The organism is Pseudomonas sp. PDM25 (assembly GCF_019219045.1).
Taxonomy (GTDB): Bacteria; Pseudomonadota; Gammaproteobacteria; order Pseudomonadales; family Pseudomonadaceae; genus Aquipseudomonas.
In genome coordinates, this window is record NZ_JAHUWL010000006.1 from 151,409 (window position 1) to 169,107 (window position 17,699).

Genomic DNA, 17,699 nt, shown 5'->3' on the forward strand with positions numbered 1-17,699 from the left:
TGTGTGATGTGTCGCCTGTCCAAAAAAGCTACTTGCACACAAAGATAATTAATCGTTTAAAAACACCGACTTATGAAACAAATGAAGCATAAACAAGGAAATGCGCTGATTTGTTTTTTCTTGGACAGCTGCATTCATCGCCTTTTTCAGAAGAAAAAACGATCTAACGCCTACGTTGATTTTGGGATGTTGTACGACCACTGTGATAGCCAATGCAGCCCGAACCTTCCAAAAACAATCAAAAGGTGCGCACGTGATGAACCTGTTTTTCCCCCTCGCCAACCCTCCCCCGATCGAGCCAGTCCGAAGGCGTATCTGAGCGCCTGACAGCGGCTGTCCGCGCCTCTCATCCAAGTAGCGATTGCTCTGCCCCGGTACTGCGGGCACGGCTTCGGCTGCGCGCGAACATCTCGATTCTTCTAACAATAAAAAGGTCTACTCATGTCGAACTCGCAAACCTCCCCGTCCACCGCGCCGTCGGTGAGCGCCGGCGCCCGGGACGCCCTGTTGCCTCAACGACTGCCGACACGTCGGCGCTGGTTCATGCTGTCATTGCTGCTGATTGCGACCATCATCAATTACATCGACCGCGTAAACATCTCGATTGCCGCACCGTTCATGGCCAAGGATCTGGGCCTGGACAAGATCGAAATGGGCCTGATTTTTTCCGCGTTTGCCTGGACCTACGCACTCGCCTTGGTCCCCGCCGGGTTCATTGCCGATCGCTTCGGTTCCCGGTTCACTTACGGGGTGTCGCTGATCAGTTGGTCGACGGTCACGGTGTGCCAGGGCTTTGCCACAGGATTCGCTTCGCTGTTCGGGCTGCGCCTGGCCGTCGGTGCCATGGAAGCTCCAGCGTTTCCGGCCAACAGCCGTGCGGTGACGGTATGGTTCCCGGCCCGCGAACGGGGCCTGGCCAGCAGCATTTACGTGTGTGGCCAATATCTGGGCACGGCTCTGTTTACCGGCGCGCTGTTATGGCTGGCCACGACCTATGACTGGCGCCATGTGTTCTACAGCACCGGAATACTCGGCATTGTGTTCGGTGTGATCTGGCTCTACGTGTACCGCGATCCGCTGAACTGCAAGAACGTCAGCCAGGAAGAGCTGAAGTACATCGAAGCCGGGGGCGGACTGGTCAAGAGCAGTCAGGAACGCACCCGGTTCAACTGGCGGCAGATCGCCGAGCTGTTCAGCTATCGGCAGATCTGGGCGATTTGCATCGGCAAGTTCGCCAGCACCTCGGCGTTGTACTTCTTCCTGACCTGGTTCCCGACGTACCTGATCGAAGAACGCAAGCTGACCATGATCAAGGCCGGGATCTTCGCGGTGCTGCCGTTCGTGGGTGCAACGGTCGGCATTCTGCTGGCCGGCATCGTCTCCGACTTGCTGATACGCCGTGGTTACTCAATGTCCTTCGCTCGCAAGTTGCCATTGGTGGTCGGATCGATGCTGGGCATGTCGATTGTGCTGGTGAATTTCACCGACTCGAATGTGATCTGCATTGCCGTGCTGACCATAGCCTTCTTCGCCCAGGGAATCGCTTCGTCGTCGTGGGCGGCCGTATCGGAAGTCGCGCCCAAGGAACTGATCGGCCTGACCGGCGGAGTCACCAGCCTGGCCGCCAACATCGGCGGGATCGTCACCCCGATCGTGATTGGCGGCATCGTCCACGCCACCGGCTCGTTTGCCTACGCCTTCTGGTTCATTGGCGGCGTGGCGTTGATCGGGACCTTGTCCTATTCGTTGCTGCTCGGTCGCTTGTATCGCATCGAACTCAAGGCGCGCTGAGCCAAGAAACCGTTTTTCTCCAACACGAGGCGGCTTTCGTCCAACTTTGCAAAAGATTGCCGCCGTACGCTGACGCTTCAAACAGGACGACTACCAAAATGACGATGACCGAGTACGTGTTTACCCCGGATCTGCCCGTGACCTTGCCGGTTGCCGGCAGCCAGCAGCGCTTTCCCGTTGGCAGGGTATTTTGCGTCGGCCGCAACTACCCTTGGCCAGACACCCAAGGCCAGTCCCGCCAGCCGCCAGTGTTCTTCATGAAACCGGCGAGCAACGTGGTGGATGCGGCGGGTGAAGTGACTTTCCCGCCGTTGACCGAAGAGTTTGTCCACGAAATCGAATTGGTCGTGGCCATCGGTGAAGGCGGCGCCAATATTCCGCAGAGTCAGGCGCTGGCCTATGTCTGGGGCTATGCCGCCGGTCTTGATCTGACCCGTCGTGATGTCCAGCGCGCGGCCAAAAGCAATGGTTTGCCGTGGGAAGGTGCCAAGGTGTTCGACGGCGCCGCGCCGATGACCGCCATCGTGCCGGTGACTCGCGCCGGGCACCCGGATGGCGATGTGTGGCTGAACGTCAACGGCGAAGAGCGCCAGCGCGACAGCCTCGACAGCCAGATCTGGTCGGTCAGTGAAATCATCAGCCGCATCTCGCAATCGGTAGCGCTGCGGGCCGGTGACTTGATCATGACCGGCAGCCCGGCAGGCGTCGATGTTCTGCAACCAGGGGACATCATCAACGCCGGGATCGACGGCATCGGCCAACTGGAAATGCGCGTCGGTCCACGACCTTGAACCCGGCACACGCTCTCGTGAATTGAAAAAGGAGATAACAACATGAACAGTCCTTTGAAAGTGGCCCTGGTCACCGGCGCCGGTAGCGGAATCGGCCGCGCCGTGGCCCTGGCTCTGATGGCCGACGGATTCACCCTCGTAGTCGCCGGACGTCGGCCAGAGCCATTGCAGGCATTGGTCGACTTAGCGCTCAGCGAAGGACACGAAGCGTTGGCGGTGCCCACTGATGTGCGTGATCCGGCCAGTGTCGATGCGCTGTTTGCCACCATCACCGAGGTATACGGACGCCTCGACGTGGTGTTCAACAACGCAGGGGTCAACGCCCCCGCCGTGCCGCTCGATGAGCTGACATTCGAGCAGTGGCGAAACGTGATCGACACCAACCTCAACGGCGTTTTCCTCTGCGCCCGTGGTGCCTTCGGGCTGATGCGCCGGCAACAGCCACAGGGCGGACGCATCATCAACAATGGTTCGATCTCGGCGCATACCCCACGCCCCTTCAGCAGCGCCTACACCGCCAGCAAACACGCGGTGCTGGGGCTGACCAAATCCCTGGCCCTGGACGGGCGAGAATTCAACATCGCCTGCAGCCAGATCGACATCGGCAACGCCCTGACCGAAATGTCGGTGCGCATGACCAAAGGCGTGCGCCAGGCCAACGGCACCATCGCCGTGGAGCCGATGGTGGACGTCAAGCATGTGGCCGATGCGGTGCGCTACATCGCCGGTCTGCCACTGGAGGCGAACGTCCTGAACATGACCGTCATGGCCACTGCCATGCCGTTTGCCGGTCGCGGTTAAACCGGCCTTTTTATTCCGTTACGCGAGGTTTACATGAAGCCAGAAGTCTTGCAGCTCAGCCCGATCCTGATCCCTGAAATCAACGCGCGGCTCGATGAGTTGTTTACTGTCAGACGTTACTTCCAGCAGGCCGACAAGCAGGCTTATTTACAGGAACACGGCGCGAACATTCGCGCAGTGATCACCGGCGGGCATACCGGTATCAGCCAAGGACTGATGGCGCAATTACCGAAACTGGAAGTGGTGGCGGTCAACGGCGTGGGTACCGATGCGGTGGATCTGGCGTACGCCCGGGATCGCGGAATTCGCGTGACCGCAACCATCGGCGCGCTGACCGAAGACGTCGCCGACCTGGCCATCGGCTTGTTGATTGCCGTGTGCCGGGGTCTGTGCACCAGTGATCGTTATGTGCGTTCAGGGCAATGGCCCCATAGCCCGACACCGTTGGCCCCGTTGCCGTTGGCGCGTCAGGTGTCGGGCATGCGCATCGGCATCGTCGGCATGGGCCGGGTCGGCCGTGCAGTGGCGACCCGGGCCGCAGCGTTCGGCTGCCCGATCAGTTACACCGATCTGCAGCCGATGAACGATGTGAACCACACGTTCATCGCCGATCTGAAGCAGCTGGCCAGCAACAGTGATGCGCTGATTCTCGCGGCCGCTGCCGACAAGGCTGAAGCCATCATCAATGCCGAGGTGCTGCAGGCGCTGGGCAAGGACGGGTATCTGATCAACGTGGCGCGCGGCAAGCTGGTCAACGAGGTCGATCTGGTGGCGGCGCTTGCCGCTGGTGAGATCGCGGGTGCAGCGCTGGATGTGTTTGTCGATGAACCGAACGTTCCCGAGGCACTGTTTGCCAACGAAAAAGTGGTTCTGCAGCCTCATCGCGCCAGTGCGACACTGCAAACCCGCACGCGGATGGGGGAAATGGTGGTGGCGAGCCTGGTGGACAGTTTCGCCGGGAGAATACCGCAGGGTTCCGTGACTGACTGAAGGTTGGCCGCCGAGGAGATGTTGCGTCCCCTCGGCGGCTCGGTGTCAGGTAAACAGATCGACGCCCAATCCGAGCTGCGACGATTCCGGTGAATACCCGATCTGCAGGCGCGGAGGGTTGAACCACCGCGATGCGCACCAAGGGAATTTGGAGGCGAGGATCTGGAGGCGAAGCGCTCAGTCGGGGAGAGACCCTCAACATTGATAGCCTGTTCAACAGCCGCACCGATTTCCGACAGACAATTTCTACAAATAGCCAGCAACTGCGACTTGATTACGTCCCAGCGCCTTGGCTCGATACAGTGCTTTATCAGCATTGTTCATCAAGCTGTGCAGATCTTTATCTCCGGCATCCGTCGACGCTACGCCGAGGCTGGCTGTTATGCAGTGAACAGGCTCGATCATCAATCCAGCAATAGTCTGGATGAGCTGTTCTGCAATCTCGACGGCGGCCTCAATGGAGGTGTCCGGGAGCAGAACTGCGAATTCTTCTCCACCTAGCCGGCCGTGGATATCCGTTGCACGAAAGGATGAACTGATGACCTCACCCATTTGGCGCAAAACCTGATCCCCAACCTGATGGCCGTAGGTGTCGTTGATATGCTTGAAGTGATCCATGTCCAACATTACGACGCACAACCCTAACCGGTTGGTTTCGCATTCGTTGTAAAGCTGCTGGGCATGCTCGAAAAAAGCTCGTCGACTCTTCAGGCCGGTCAGTTCATCAGTTTGTGCTGCACGGGTTGAAATGCTGTTCGCCTGTTCCATTTCACGGGTTAGTCGAAAGGCGGTTTCCAGTGCTTCGGACATTTTCCGTGTAGCGCGGGCAACAAATGACGCGAACACCAAAACCGAGAGTGCCATGCCGACTTGAATCATGGACGATTGAAACAGCAGCCAGGCGGTGCATGGCAACAGAACCAGTCCAATGGACACGAGTGTCATATAGAGGTAGGCCGAGTAGCAGGACACCGCGCTGACAGACATCCCGACAGCAAAGAGCATGACCAACGCCTGCGACAAAAGATCGTCTGCGGGCATGACAACGAATGCACCTCCCCCCCAGATACTGGCGGACAGCACGAGCGTGCTCCAGTATTTGCGCTCCCAGCGTTGAGGCGTACGCTCACTTTCGTCACTGCGAAAGTAGACAACAAACATCGAGATGCGCAACAGCGTCGATCCGGTCAGTATGGCCAGCCACCAAAGAACAACGCTGTGTTCAAAACGATCCCAACACAGCCAACACAACATGATGGCAGCGAGGTAGCTACCAAAAACCGCAGAAACTGATTGGCGAAATAGTTGATGCAATCGGTCAGTTCGCACCTGCTCGGCTATGAAAAACTCTTGGTCATTCCGAGATCCTGGGCAGTCCATGTGATCCACCTGATCGTGACTCAACTAAAAAAAGCGATTGTGGCACCCTGCCACTAACGCAAACAACCGAATTACGCTCGTGGCCGTCCGCAAAGTTCCTGGAGAATGCCCCCATCTCGTAACCAAGCCCGAACGCCGACACGTTCAATGAGCTGCGCTCCTGTCGACCCATGAGGAAGAGTGCCCACTTACATCGACTTGACCGACACCACTTCCACAAACCTGAATTTTGTTCTGGCCGCCTTAGTCGCTTCTTGCTCTGCAACCAGTGAGCTCAGCGTATCGGCCTCATGTACCATCTCGTGCATCTTGCCTTCAAATTCATTTCCCACCCGCAGCGTGACTCTCAACCTGGGCGTGAAGCCTTTTGAGACTATCTTTTTCTTCGCTGCCTTTACCGGTTGCACGATCACGACATCCGGGACGGAGTCTTGCACGTGTGAGGTAATTGCCGGCGCAAGGGACTCCGAATCACCGAACAGTGCCCGGCGCATCTCTTCTTCCGTCAATTGTGTATTCATATCATTTCTCAGAAGGGTGTTATCTATAACCTGACGGATTCTATCAGCATGACCGGACTCTGTAGTAAAGCGTCGCAGGGGCAGGCCTGAAGCGGTAAAGGGCCAGCAGATACCGGCGAGCGTCAGCGTCTGTCGGAACAGGCGTACCAATCGGCAGATCTGAATAAGGAACTGACTTTTGCCTGCGCTTTCGTATCCGCCCTGTCATGCCTTCGTCACATCCACCCAGCACAATGCCGTCAGCCAAAGGGATTTGGCCCTATCGACAAAAAGCCCGGCCAAGTGCCGGGTTTTTTCGTTCCATCGACATGCTTTTCACGAAGTGCTCACAGAACGGAGCGCAGATTGAACGGACAAAAGGATTTGACCCCATACAGAGAGCCCGCCATGCGCGGGCTTTTTGTTGTCAGACTTGCAGCGATATCGCTACAAGGCAAAAACCGTAATCGAAGCTCTATCCTCGGAAGCTCGAATTACCGGCTAGCAAACTGTTATGCCCTCCCCCATCAGAAATCGACGGTGGGGCGAAAGCGTTTTCACTGTTGAGGCGCGCAGACTGGATCAAGCCCATGTTGCCGATCCGTTGGGCACAAGATCAAGCTGGGCCAACATCCAGTCATGCAGAGCTTCAATGACGCAGATTCAAGGCTTGATCTGGCCCTGATTAGCGCAAAAAGAGCCTAGTCCGAGCAACACGGCCGAACGTTTGGGTTTCAGGTACGACTCGATCCGCGTCAGGGTGCAAGGCGCCAGGGCTTGCAATGCCGCAGGAAGCGGTTCCTGGACAAACAGCAGGCCCGGCGTATGGGCTACGCTGCTGACTTGCGACTCGGTGATCGAACTGACGGGCCGCCCCATGTAATAGACCAGGCGAATGTCCGCAGCTCCCAAGCTATAGGCCGGGACGTTTGGGTACGCATCGGTGGCGGCTTTTATCTGCGCAAATCCGTCGATCCGATGGGCAAATACCCGCCCTTCAAGACCCAAGTAGAACAGCGTGTATCCCGCCAGTACCACGGCCGGAACAATGCGCAGACTCCAGCGCTGCCAGGGGTGCCGGGCCTGGGTCAGCAGTTGGCTCCAGCGCCAGGCCAACAACAGGGCGATGGCCGGATAGATAGGCAACAGGTATTTGGCGTGCTTCTCGGTGAACAGCGAGAACAGCAGCAGCGGCACCAGAATGCAGCACAGCAACAGGGTCAGCTGCGGGCTCAGGCGGATGGCGTGCCAGAGTTGCCGCGGCCGCACCAGAAGTATCAGCCAGAAGGGAAAGAAATCCCCACTCAGATACAACAGATAGGCGTACCAGGCTTCTGCCCCCTGGCCATTGATTTTCTTGACGATGTCTTCGTTGACGATGGCCGACCAGACGCTCCAGCCCTCCTGCATGGACACCGCCAGATACCAGGATATCCCGACCAGCACCGCAAGCATCCAGCCCCAGCCGTCACACAGAAAAGCTCGGGCCAAACGATCGCGACAGATCAACGCATAGACCAGTATCGGCGCGGTCACCCACAACAGGCAGACCGGCCCCTTGGTCAGCAAGGCACAGCCGAGCAGCCCGTAACTGAGCCAGACCCAGCTGCGACCGCCTTGCGCGAACAGAAAGCGCCATGCACAAAACAGCGCCAGCAGACACAGGCCGGTCAAAGGCATTTCTATTTCCGCCCGGCGGGCAAACAGGCTGAACCCGGCATTCGCCGCCAGGAACACCACAGCCAGCAACGCCACCTGTCGCCCGGCGAATGCATAAGCCTGGCGATACAAGGTCAGACAACACAGCGTCGCAAACAGCGCCGAAGGCAGGCGCACGCTCCATTCGGAGAGGCTGCCCAGCAGTGACGTGCTGACCAGGGCCAGCCAATAGAACAGCGGTGGTTTGGACAGGTACAGCTCGCCGTTCATGTACGGCAACAGCCATTGGCCAGCCTCGTGCATTTCCCGTGTCGTCACGGCGCGACGGGCTTCATTGACGCTCAGGAACGGCAAACTTCCCAGCCCCCAGTAAAACAGCAGCAGGAGCAACACTGCCACGCCCAGGGTTGGCCAATCCAGCGCGCGCCGCGCGGCTTGCATCGGCCGCAATACCTCGCCTTCTGTTCTCATACGCGCCTCACTCCTTTTCCAAGATGCACGAGAATGCGTGAGTCCGCTCAACGGGCTCATCGTGTTTTCGTGAACTAATAACAACAGCACTCGCCAATAGCGCGGGCAAGTACAGGGCTACTTTTGGCAGATGGGCAAGTTGCACGAATAGCGCCACCGCCCACATGAAAAGCGGAGGTTTGTCTGCGTAAGCCAATCGCTCTAACCGCGAAGTAAATAGTCGTATCCGCACCGATTCAGTCCTTTTTTTCCAGCTCGTAGCTTTCCTGCTCACGATGTTTTGCAATCAATTGCAAATTGCGCAAGTACACAATAAAACCGAAGGACTGGCCGACGATAAAAACCGGGTCTTCGCGGTAGATTGCGTACGCCAACAACAGCGCACTGCCGACGATACTCAGGTACCAGAATCCAACAGGTATCATGCTGCGTTTTTTGTATTCGCTGTATAGCCACTGCAGGACAAAACGCCCGGTAAAAGCCAACTGGCCAACGAAGCCAACGGCCAACCACAAAGTTTCTCTGCCCATGTCAGACCTCGATTTCCTGGGCGTTGACTTCCAGGCGAGTGCGTTTTATCAACCACCACACCCCGAACAAATCAACTATGCCCACAAGGGCTCGGTCGAGGTTTCCGTAATTGGAAACTCCTGCACCGCGCTCACGGTGGTTCACTGGTTGAATCAACATTCGGCCGTTGTGACGACGGATCAGCGCAGGAATAAAACGGTGCATGTGATCGAAATACGGCAAGCGCAGAAACGCCTCGCGTTCAATCAATTTGATACCGCAACCGGTATCGGGCGTTTGGTCTTTCAGCAGACGACTGCGCAGGTTGTTGGCAAATCGCGAAGCCCAGCGTTTGCTCGCCGTGTCCCGGCGGTTCACGCGGTGACCCGCCACCAGTTTGACCCCGCCGGGTTTGCCCTCCGAACCACGGACCAAATCGAGCATTTTCGTTAGATCGGCTGGATCGTTCTGACCATCACCATCAAGGGTTGCCAACCAATGCCCACGTGCCACTTCAGCAGCGTGGTAAATCGAGGTGCTCTGCCCAAGGGAACGAGCATGACTGAGTACCCGCAACTGACTGTAGCCATTAGCTTGTAATGTCCGTAATTCGGTGGCTGTGGCATCGGTGCTGCCATCGTCAACCACTATGACTTCAAAGGTCTCGTTGGCCAGCGCTACACGCACTTCCTCCAGAAGTGGGATGAGGTTACCGGCTTCGTTTTTTGCCGGAATCAGGACCGACACATAAGGCGTTTCTTGCATGACATTTCCGTAAAAAAAGCTGAGGGGTGAGCGGCTAGACGCTGTAATAGTTGCGGTACCAATCGACAGACGACTGCACGCCGCTGGACACCGTGATCTGTGGGCGAAAACCCACGCGGTCTACCAGCTCGCGAGTGTCCGCCCACGTGTTAACGACGTCGCCTGACGGCAGCGGCATGAAATTTTTTATTGCGCGGATTCCCAGTGCCTCTTCAATGCACTCGACAAACTCCAGAAGCTTCACCGGCGCGCCAAAGCCGATGTTGTAAACCTTGCTTTGCGCGCCGGTTTCGCACGGCAGGCTTCCCGCATGTTGAGGAACCCCACCAGATTGCTTTGCGCGTAGTTGTCCGGATGATCGATGGAATAGCGCACACCGGCTTGGGCTGCCGGGTGGACAACGTGTTCGAACTCATTTTCAGCAAACAAACCCAGCAGCGCTTCTTTGTCGACCACGTCCAGCAACTGGAACTCGAAATTGCGGCGGTCGACGTCAATGAATTCAGAAAGCACGACGGTGGCGTTTCCACCGACAACACGTCTAGCGTAAACATCCTTGCCGCACTTCCGACGACACACGTCTACCAAGCCGACATAGTCGTTACTAACAACGGTCACTTCCATAAATTACTCTGCATGTTTGCAAGGTTCTTCTGTACCTGCGGAGGCTTATAATCAAAACGAAATGAAAATTTTGTGAGCGGCAAAGGTGATAGCGAAAAAAACTTTAAATAATGCGTTTTAGAGGAGAACAGGTTTCAGGAGGCCACCTTAACGAACCCGTTTGATACCGTTTAAGTGCTGCTGGGTGCCACCACGCCAGTGCTGATGGCCTTGATCTCGAAAACCGCCGACAACTCGCAAACGGGCCACGCGTTGGGGAGTGATCGTGCTGGCACTGAGAACCCTCCCGCGCAGATCTTTCGGGCCTTTAGTCGAAACATTCGTGCGGCGCCAGATGAACTGGCGACCGATTTGCCGCCCTCAGGCTCAGCTAAGTTTCGTTACGTACCTTCTCCCCTGCGCACATTCCGCGCTACTCAGGAGAGGCTACGCGCCTATGAAATCCGCAATAGCCGGCTGGCTCAATAAAGTGCCCGAAGTGACGCTGTCATTCTGGGTGATCAAGATCTTGTCAACGACCGTGGGTGAAACTGGCGCTGACTTTCTTGCCGTCGATGCCGGCTTCGGCGCGGGCCCGACCAGTATCGGCATGGCGGTTTTACTGGCAATCGCGATGTTCTACCAATTGCGCACCAAAGCCTACACACCCTGGATTTACTGGTTGACCGTCGTATTGGTGAGCATCGTAGGGACACAAATCACCGACATTTTGACCGACGTACTGGACGTCAGTCTGTACACCAGCACGGCAGTATTTTCCGCCTTGTTGGCGATGAACTTCCTGGTCTGGTATCGGACCGAACACAACGTGTCGATCCGCGAAATTGTCACGCCGCGGCGAGAGTTGTTTTATTGGGCCACAGTGCTCTGCACCTTTGCCCTCGGTACCGCCGCCGGTGACCTGGCTACCGAAGCCTTGGGTCTGGGTTTCACCCTCGGTGCCGTCATCTTTGGTGCGCTGATCGCTGCCACCCTGGTGGCCTGGCGCATGGGCTGCAATATGGTGCTGACGTTCTGGATCGCCTACATCCTGACCCGTCCATTCGGCGCCTCCCTCGGCGACTTGTTGACCCAAGCCAAAACCTACGGCGGTCTCGGAATGGGTGCCACCTGGACCAGTGCCATCTTCCTGTGCGTCATCGTCATTCTGGTTGCGGTCGCGCAAATCAGCGTCGGCAATCGCAAAACCGTCACTCAGTAAACGCCCAAAAGTCATTTAAGGAATCTTCATGCGCCAGATTCAAAACATCATTCGCCACGTTGCCATCGTCTCGTCCATTTTTTTGCTCAGCGTCGCCGCCGGTTGCTCGAAACCTGCCGACAAGCCCAACGCGGGTACGACCTCAAGCTCGGTGAGCAGTCAATCCCAGTCGGGTTCAAAACTGGGGGATCTGTCCGAGTTCCGCAACATTGCCGCCGACGTTGCCGTGCTCGTCGGCAAAAATGATCTGCCCGGTGCGAAAGCCCGCATCAAGGATCTGGAAACCACTTGGGACTCGGCTGAAGCCGGGATCAAACCTCGCGCTGCCAGCGACTGGCATGTCGTGGACAAGGCGATCGACCGCGCACTCGATGCCTTGCGCGCCAGTAACCCGCAACAGAACGACTGCAAGGCTATGATGGATGAGCTGTTGAAGGCCTTCGATTCGATGAAGGACAAGTCCTGATTCCGAAGGTGATCCCACAGCGGACAAACATTTGTACAGATGCTTCAATACAGGCGCGACGGTCATGACGGTCGCGCCTTTTTCTGGAGCGGCAAATGCGGATATTGCTGGTTGAAGACGACCTGATGATTGGCGAAGCGACCCAGGGCGCCCTGAACGATGCGAGTTATGCCACTGACTGGGTGAAAAACGGTCTCACCGCGCTTGCAACGCTGGACACCCAACACTATGACCTGGTGCTACTGGATCTTGGGTTGCCCGGAAAAGATGGCCTGGATGTACTCGACAGCATTCGCACGCGCAACAACCCGGTGCCGTTGCTGATCATCACCGCACGGGACGACCTGGGTGATCGCTTGCGCGGCCTTGACGGTGGCGCTGACGACTACCTGCTCAAACCGTTCGATATGGCGGAGCTGCTGGCCCGTATACGAGCCGTGCTTCGCCGGAAAGGTGGCGCAGCCCTGTCCGTGCTGGACAATGGCTTAGTGTCGCTGGACTTGATCTCCAAACAAGCCACCACCTTAGAAAATAGCGACGTCCAATTGTCCAGTCGTGAGTTCGCCCTGCTGCAGGCATTGATGATTCGACCAGGTGCAATTCTCTCGCGCAGTGAACTCGAAGACCGCATCTATGGTTGGGGCAATGAAGTGGAAAGCAACGCGGTGGAGTTTTTGATTCACGCCCTGCGGCGCAAGCTAGGAAGCCATGTCATCAAGAACGTGAGGGGGATGGGATGGATGGTTTCAAAAAGCGTTTGAGGGACTCGGTACAGCTACGCCTGTCCGTGACGCTATCGCTGGCCATCCTGATCGTTGCGGTGCTGGCCGGGATTTTTGCGTTTGTCTCTGCGTTCGACGAGGCCCACGAAATGCAGGACGACACCTTGCGTCAGGTGGCCGTCTTGTTTGATCGCCAGCAGGTGTCCCTACACTATCCCGCGTCCCAGGAAGTCGATGGCGACAATGAAGAATCCAGGGTCATCGTGCAATACCTGGCCGATGGCAGTAAAGCCATCGGCAACGATGACACCCTGATACCACTGCCCTTCCCCACCACACTGGCCGATGGCTTCTCGACCTTGAATGTCACCGACGAAGACTTTCGTGTGCTGGTCAGAACCACAGCCCGCGGTGAGCGCATCGTCGTCGCTCAAGAAACCGGCGTCCGCGACAAAGAAGCCCGCGAGAGCGCCTGGCGAAGTTTGCTGCCGTTTCTCATTCTTTTTCCGGTGCTATTGCTGGCGGTGGGCGACCTGGTGCGCAAACTGTTCCGTCCGATTGCCGCCCTTTCGGCTGACATCGATCAACGCGATGAACAGGCACTGCACCCTATCGACGAGCACCATTTGCCGACCGAGATTCGGCCTTTCGTCGTGGCTATCAATCGCTTGCTCGCGCGTGTTGCGCAGTCCATGGAAAACCAGCGTCGTTTCGTTGCCGACGCTGCCCACGAACTGCGTTCGCCCATGGCAGCCCTTTCCCTGCAAGCTGAGCGACTGGCCGCCACTGAGATGCCGGGGCCGGCCCGTGAGCGCCTGTTGCCGTTGTCCCGGGGAATAGAGCGCGGTAGAAAGCTGATCGATCAACTGTTGTCCCTGGCGACCGCGCAAGCGAGCTCGGACCGACCACAGACAGCCGTTTCAATCCATGAAGTCTTTCGCCGTGTATTGGAAGATTTATTACCGCTGGCAGAACGTAAACGCATCGATATTGGCGTTGAAAGTATCGAGGACGTGCATGTCACCATCAACGAAATGGACCTGTTACTCCTGGTCAAGAATCTGGTGGACAATGCGATCCGTTACACGCCCCATGGTGGACGGATCGACCTTTCGGTCGAGCTGACGCAAGAGACTGCAATCCTGCAGGTCAAGGACTCAGGCCCAGGCATCTCGGTAGAGGAACAATCGCGAGTGTTCGATCCGTTTTATCGATGCCTGGGAACGGATGAAGCAGGCTCTGGGTTGGGCTTGTCGATCGTCGAAGCGATAGCCGATCGTACGGGAGCTCGCGTTCGATTGAGTTACTCGGACGAGATGAAAAAAAGCGGATTATGTGTCTCGGTATGGTTGAAATCAGGCAATCACTGACGCGCCGTTCAAGCCTGATTTCAAGTCGCATACCCACGATATTTACCAGAACAATGACGACTTCTTTTTGACGTTTTTTACCAAACTGCCTCGTAGAGTGACCTATCCGGTCCTACAGGTAGTTGTCAATGAAACCTCCTAATCGGCCCCTATGTGCATCGGGCCGGCTGCGATACCCGGGATAACTGATTTTTGCATCAGTTGGATAACGGCCATTTTCTGCCGGTCGGGACCGGCTGCATTGGGCTCGCCGGTGGCCGGTCACGCTAATTTGATAGCGCCGCCCTGAATGTCATCGCGCGCCAATCGCAAGTCATTGGCGTCCTGATTGAGCCGGTGAATCAGGTTGAGCAGCCGCTGGCGCAACAACTCGTCCTTGATCTGCTCAGTTGCGCGCATTACATCAAGCGCCGCCATCTCGTTGTTGGTGGCGACTGAGTCGAGCAACTTGCGCATGCTTCGTGATGGCCGATTCATCTCTTACACCTTTATTCCATTGCCGCGAATTGTATTGCCCGAATATTACGTCCGTGTTTCAGCTCCTCAAATTCGGTCGAATTCACGGACTCACAAAAAAAATAGCCGTAGAGCGTCAGCGACTCTGGTTCATAACCATCGGTCAGTGTCAGATGACGAACCTGCATCCGACCGACATGCCACAGCTGATCGTTACAGATAGCGTCAAACGAAAAGCGCCATGACGGCCGCAATTCGCGGCCGTTTTTATAGTGTTTCAGCTTCGCGCAAAGTCAGCGGGCTGTTCTGGATGTAGCGTGCAATCTCGTCCTTGCGCATGAATGCGACCCCCGGCCGGCTTTTGGCGTAACGCAGAAACTCGTCCCAGACCCTCACCATCTGCGGCGAGCCGCTGATGCGGTCATGAGCGCTGACCGACATCATGCGGCGGCGTGTGCCGGCTTCTTCGTAGAGTTGATCGAAATCCAGCTTGATCTGCTCCAGGAACTGGGTCGGCGAATAGTTGCGGCCTTCGATCAGCAGGATGTCGTTGTTGCGCAGCGTATATGGCACCACGACGAAGTCCTTGCCGTTGACCTGTTCAATGAAAGGCTCATCGCGACTCAGATCATCGATGTGGTAGACGTAGCCCAACTCTTGTAGCAACGACAACGTGTTCGGGCCACGCCGCAGCCAGTTGCAGTTGTAGCCTATCGGTCGCTGGCCCGTGACTTCTTCGACCATGCTGGCTGCCTGGATGAGGAACTGCTTCTCCTCCTCACGGCTCATCGCATACTGGGAACTCCAGCGAGGACCGTGTCCGGCCGCTTCATGGCCGCGCGCAACGATCTCTCTTGCCATTTCGGGATGCCGCCGAGCGGCCTCGCCGATCATGTGCGAGGTCACCTTGACATGGTGGCGATCCCACAGATCGAGCATGCGTGGAATTCCCTCGCGATAGCCGTAGGCGAACCAGGTATTGGCTGCTGGATCTGATGGAATGTCCGGCGGAAAATCTACCTTGGGGAAAGGACTGTCCGTACCTTTGGACGGCTGTCCACCCGCCTCAAATTGCATGGAAATGGAAATGACCAGCCGAATGCCGTCAGGCCAGAACTGACCATGGCGTGGCGTAGTCACGAGCTTTGACGTGGAGGGCGCAGCTTGCGCGGCTGCGACGGTAGGGAACACCGCACTCGCAGCAAGGACGCCCGCTGCCGCCCCGGCTCGATTGAGAAACGTCCGGCGGCTGACTTGCTCCAATGTATTCGGGCCGTCAGCAATGGGTTCATGGTCAATGTTCATCAGTGCAATCTCCTTACTTGGCAATCAAGCCGAGCTGTTGCAGCAGGGTCAGATTGTCTTCGAGATGCCAGTTCTCAGCGATGCGACCTTCGACGACGCGATAAATATCGGTCGCGATGAAGTCAATCGGCTGCCCTTTGCCCTGGACGCTCTTGAACTGGCCGGTAAAGTGGCCGGTGAAATGCAAATGAGCGATGACTCGGTCGCCAACCACCATCATCTGCTCCACTTCACACTGGATATCGGGAATAGCCGCATGCATCGTTTTCGAGGCCGCGATCGGCCCGGCAATGCCCTGGGGGCGACCTGGCGGCAGTGTTGAATCCTTGAAGTCGGATGCCAGGGCGGCGCGCGCGAGAGCTTCGTCGCCGGTGGTCCAGAACGTGCCATAGCGGCGTGCGGCCAGTATCTGCGCCTCGACCTGTGTTTTCGCAAGACTATGATCGACGATCACAGTGCGGGGCTGGACGAGCGAATCGGTCGCGGCGAAGACGGGGGTCAGCGCGACGGTGACCAGGGAAGTGAGTAACCAACAACTTGTGCGGGTCAGGCGCGCAACAGGCAAAAGCGACATGAGGATTCTCCAATCGATAGGTAATGAGGGATACACGGTCGAACTGCAGTTTGATAAAGGCTCGGCTGCTCAGGGGATGACTGATTGCTGATTGGGGACCAGTTCGATGACGACGCCCGATGCCATTGCGACGAACAACTGGCGTTCGCCCGCAAGCGGCACTTCATTGAGCCCCTAGTGAATGCCGCTGAGTCGAATCCGATCGAGCAACTGCGACTGTTTGTTCATGCCGCTATTTTGCGTAGCCCTCCTCAATTTGATAATTGACGTATTATTTGAATAACTTTCAAAAAATTTCGAAATATCATGGACTACCTAGGCGACATCAGGCTGTTTGTCGAAGCAGCAAATCTCGGTGGATTGTCGGCTGCAGGTCGCAAGCTCGGGCTATCCCCCGCTGCCGCGAGTGCGCGCCTGGTTAAGCTCGAATCTGTGTTGCATACGCGCCTGTTCGAGCGCACGACACGCCATCTGCGCTTGACGGATGAAGGGCGGACGTATTTGTCCTATTGCCAGCAGGCACTCCAGGCACTCGACGATGGCAATGCCTTTCTCCAGGCTGGGAAAAGCGTCGTGGGTGGCAAGATGCGAATATCCGCTACCTCGGATTTCGGTCGCAACGTGTTAAAGAACTGGCTTGACCAGTTCAACACGCAATACCCTGAGGTGAGGTTCGCGCTGGTGCTGTCGGATTCGCTGTCGAATTTGTTGCAAGACGATATTGATCTCGCCATCCGATTTGGCGTGCCGCCGGACAGTTCCTTCGTTGCCCGCCCCTTGGCACCCAATCGGCGCGTGCTGTGTGCATCGCCTCGATATCTGGCAAAACACGGCGCCCCCGAACATCCACGGGATTTGGAACGTTTCGACTGCATTGTCCTTAACTCTGTCGCCGGGCCTGCAAACGACTGGCGCTTCATCCGAAATGACAAAGTCGAAAGTTATAGGGTCCCGCTTGCAAACGCTCGCGAGACGAATGATGGCGCGGTCGCTCGAGAGTGGGCGGTTCACGGTTACGGCATTGCAATGAAATCGATGTGGGATATTGGCGCAGACCTACGAGCAGGACGCTTGAAGATTCTATTGCCGCAGTGGCGGTCTGAGGACGCGCCGGTACATGCCCTATATCAACGCAACCGGTATATGGCACCTCGCGTACGCGCCCTTCTCGAATTTCTGATCGACCGCTTTGCAGAAGAATCCAGCAACCTGGACGAATATTTGGGCTGATACTTTCGAATGCAGCTGCAAGAAGCGACGAAGCGGCGGCATAGGTGACTTTCGCGCCGGTGCATCAGTGCGCAATTACAAACCCGATCACTG

At 56.9% G+C, this 17,699-nt stretch carries 19 protein-coding genes; 9 read left to right on the forward strand and 10 right to left on the reverse strand.

Annotated features, from left to right (window positions below; translation table 11 throughout):
- Window positions 1-441: 441 nt before the first annotated feature.
- The 4 genes from KW848_RS13010 (at window position 442) to KW848_RS13025 (ending at window position 4,373) form a co-directional block, all read left to right on the forward strand.
- On the forward strand, window positions 442-1,791 hold the full coding sequence (locus tag KW848_RS13010) for an MFS transporter (protein ID WP_218537065.1): 1,350 nt from the start codon (window positions 442-444) through the stop codon (window positions 1,789-1,791).
- A 98-nt stretch (window positions 1,792-1,889) separates the two neighbouring features.
- The gene (locus tag KW848_RS13015; RefSeq protein ID WP_192408156.1) at window positions 1,890-2,582 is read left to right on the forward strand and encodes a fumarylacetoacetate hydrolase family protein; all 693 of its coding nucleotides are present in this window, start codon (window positions 1,890-1,892) and stop codon (window positions 2,580-2,582) included.
- 42 nt (window positions 2,583-2,624) lie between these two features.
- Complete coding sequence (locus KW848_RS13020) at window positions 2,625-3,383, forward strand: SDR family oxidoreductase (RefSeq protein ID WP_218537066.1); 759 nt, start codon at window positions 2,625-2,627, stop codon at window positions 3,381-3,383.
- A 33-nt stretch (window positions 3,384-3,416) separates the two neighbouring features.
- A complete protein-coding gene (locus KW848_RS13025; protein ID WP_111449640.1) occupies window positions 3,417-4,373 on the forward strand; it encodes a 2-hydroxyacid dehydrogenase in 957 nt (318 codons plus the stop codon).
- A 246-nt stretch (window positions 4,374-4,619) separates the two neighbouring features.
- On the opposite strand, the gene KW848_RS13030 is transcribed toward KW848_RS13025, so the two are convergent.
- The 7 genes from KW848_RS13030 to KW848_RS13055 all read right to left on the reverse strand — a co-directional run bounded on the left by KW848_RS13030 (window position 4,620) and on the right by KW848_RS13055 (window position 10,282).
- Entirely contained in the window at window positions 4,620-5,753 is a 1,134-nt protein-coding gene (locus KW848_RS13030; RefSeq protein ID WP_218537067.1) for a diguanylate cyclase, read from the reverse strand.
- A gap of 188 nt (window positions 5,754-5,941) precedes the next feature.
- Window positions 5,942-6,274, reverse strand: a complete 333-nt coding sequence (locus tag KW848_RS13035; RefSeq protein WP_218537068.1) for a hypothetical protein — start codon at window positions 6,272-6,274, stop codon at window positions 5,942-5,944.
- Between the two features lie 642 nt (window positions 6,275-6,916).
- Window positions 6,917-8,383 (reverse strand): glycosyltransferase family 39 protein, encoded by a 1,467-nt coding sequence (locus KW848_RS13040; protein ID WP_256365152.1) that lies wholly within the window; start codon window positions 8,381-8,383, stop codon window positions 6,917-6,919.
- 236 nt (window positions 8,384-8,619) lie between these two features.
- The gene (locus KW848_RS13045; protein ID WP_218537069.1) at window positions 8,620-8,913 is read right to left on the reverse strand and encodes a lipid-A-disaccharide synthase N-terminal domain-containing protein; all 294 of its coding nucleotides are present in this window, start codon (window positions 8,911-8,913) and stop codon (window positions 8,620-8,622) included.
- A 1-nt stretch (window position 8,914) separates the two neighbouring features.
- Window positions 8,915-9,658, reverse strand: a complete 744-nt coding sequence (locus KW848_RS13050; protein ID WP_218537070.1) for a glycosyltransferase family 2 protein — start codon at window positions 9,656-9,658, stop codon at window positions 8,915-8,917.
- 34 nt (window positions 9,659-9,692) lie between these two features.
- The gene (locus KW848_RS32440; protein ID WP_256365153.1) at window positions 9,693-9,836 is read right to left on the reverse strand and encodes a hypothetical protein; all 144 of its coding nucleotides are present in this window, start codon (window positions 9,834-9,836) and stop codon (window positions 9,693-9,695) included.
- Window positions 9,837-9,898: 62 nt separating this feature from the next.
- Window positions 9,899-10,282 carry a GDP-mannose 4,6-dehydratase gene (locus KW848_RS13055; RefSeq protein WP_256365154.1) on the reverse strand — a complete coding sequence of 128 codons (384 nt, stop codon included), beginning with the start codon at window positions 10,280-10,282 and terminating at the stop codon, window positions 9,899-9,901.
- A 436-nt stretch (window positions 10,283-10,718) separates the two neighbouring features.
- Between KW848_RS13055 and KW848_RS13060 the strand changes: the two genes are divergently transcribed.
- From KW848_RS13060 to KW848_RS13075, 4 genes are all read left to right on the forward strand, one after another.
- A complete protein-coding gene (locus KW848_RS13060; RefSeq protein WP_218537071.1) occupies window positions 10,719-11,483 on the forward strand; it encodes a hypothetical protein in 765 nt (254 codons plus the stop codon).
- A 28-nt stretch (window positions 11,484-11,511) separates the two neighbouring features.
- Window positions 11,512-11,949 carry a hypothetical protein gene (locus KW848_RS13065; protein ID WP_218537072.1) on the forward strand — a complete coding sequence of 146 codons (438 nt, stop codon included), beginning with the start codon at window positions 11,512-11,514 and terminating at the stop codon, window positions 11,947-11,949.
- Window positions 11,950-12,044: 95 nt separating this feature from the next.
- Window positions 12,045-12,710 (forward strand): response regulator, encoded by a 666-nt coding sequence (locus KW848_RS13070; RefSeq protein WP_218537073.1) that lies wholly within the window; start codon window positions 12,045-12,047, stop codon window positions 12,708-12,710.
- Complete coding sequence (locus KW848_RS13075; RefSeq protein WP_218537074.1) at window positions 12,686-14,041, forward strand: ATP-binding protein; 1,356 nt, start codon at window positions 12,686-12,688, stop codon at window positions 14,039-14,041. The genes KW848_RS13070 and KW848_RS13075 overlap by 25 nt, the downstream gene beginning before the upstream one ends.
- 261 nt (window positions 14,042-14,302) lie before the next feature.
- Here the strand turns inward: KW848_RS13075 and KW848_RS13080 are convergent, their stop codons facing one another.
- From KW848_RS13080 to KW848_RS13090, 3 genes are all read right to left on the reverse strand, one after another.
- Window positions 14,303-14,518, reverse strand: a complete 216-nt coding sequence (locus KW848_RS13080; protein ID WP_008154187.1) for a hypothetical protein — start codon at window positions 14,516-14,518, stop codon at window positions 14,303-14,305.
- Window positions 14,519-14,764: 246 nt separating this feature from the next.
- Window positions 14,765-15,802, reverse strand: coding sequence for a polysaccharide deacetylase family protein (locus KW848_RS13085; RefSeq protein ID WP_218537075.1), 1,038 nt, complete (start codon window positions 15,800-15,802; stop codon window positions 14,765-14,767).
- A 13-nt stretch (window positions 15,803-15,815) separates the two neighbouring features.
- Window positions 15,816-16,376, reverse strand: a complete 561-nt coding sequence (locus tag KW848_RS13090; RefSeq protein ID WP_218537076.1) for an ester cyclase — start codon at window positions 16,374-16,376, stop codon at window positions 15,816-15,818.
- A gap of 306 nt (window positions 16,377-16,682) precedes the next feature.
- Here KW848_RS13090 and KW848_RS13095 point away from each other — a divergent pair, with 306 nt between their 5' ends.
- Window positions 16,683-17,606, forward strand: a complete 924-nt coding sequence (locus KW848_RS13095) for a LysR family transcriptional regulator (protein ID WP_218537077.1) — start codon at window positions 16,683-16,685, stop codon at window positions 17,604-17,606.
- Window positions 17,607-17,699 lie beyond the last annotated feature (93 nt).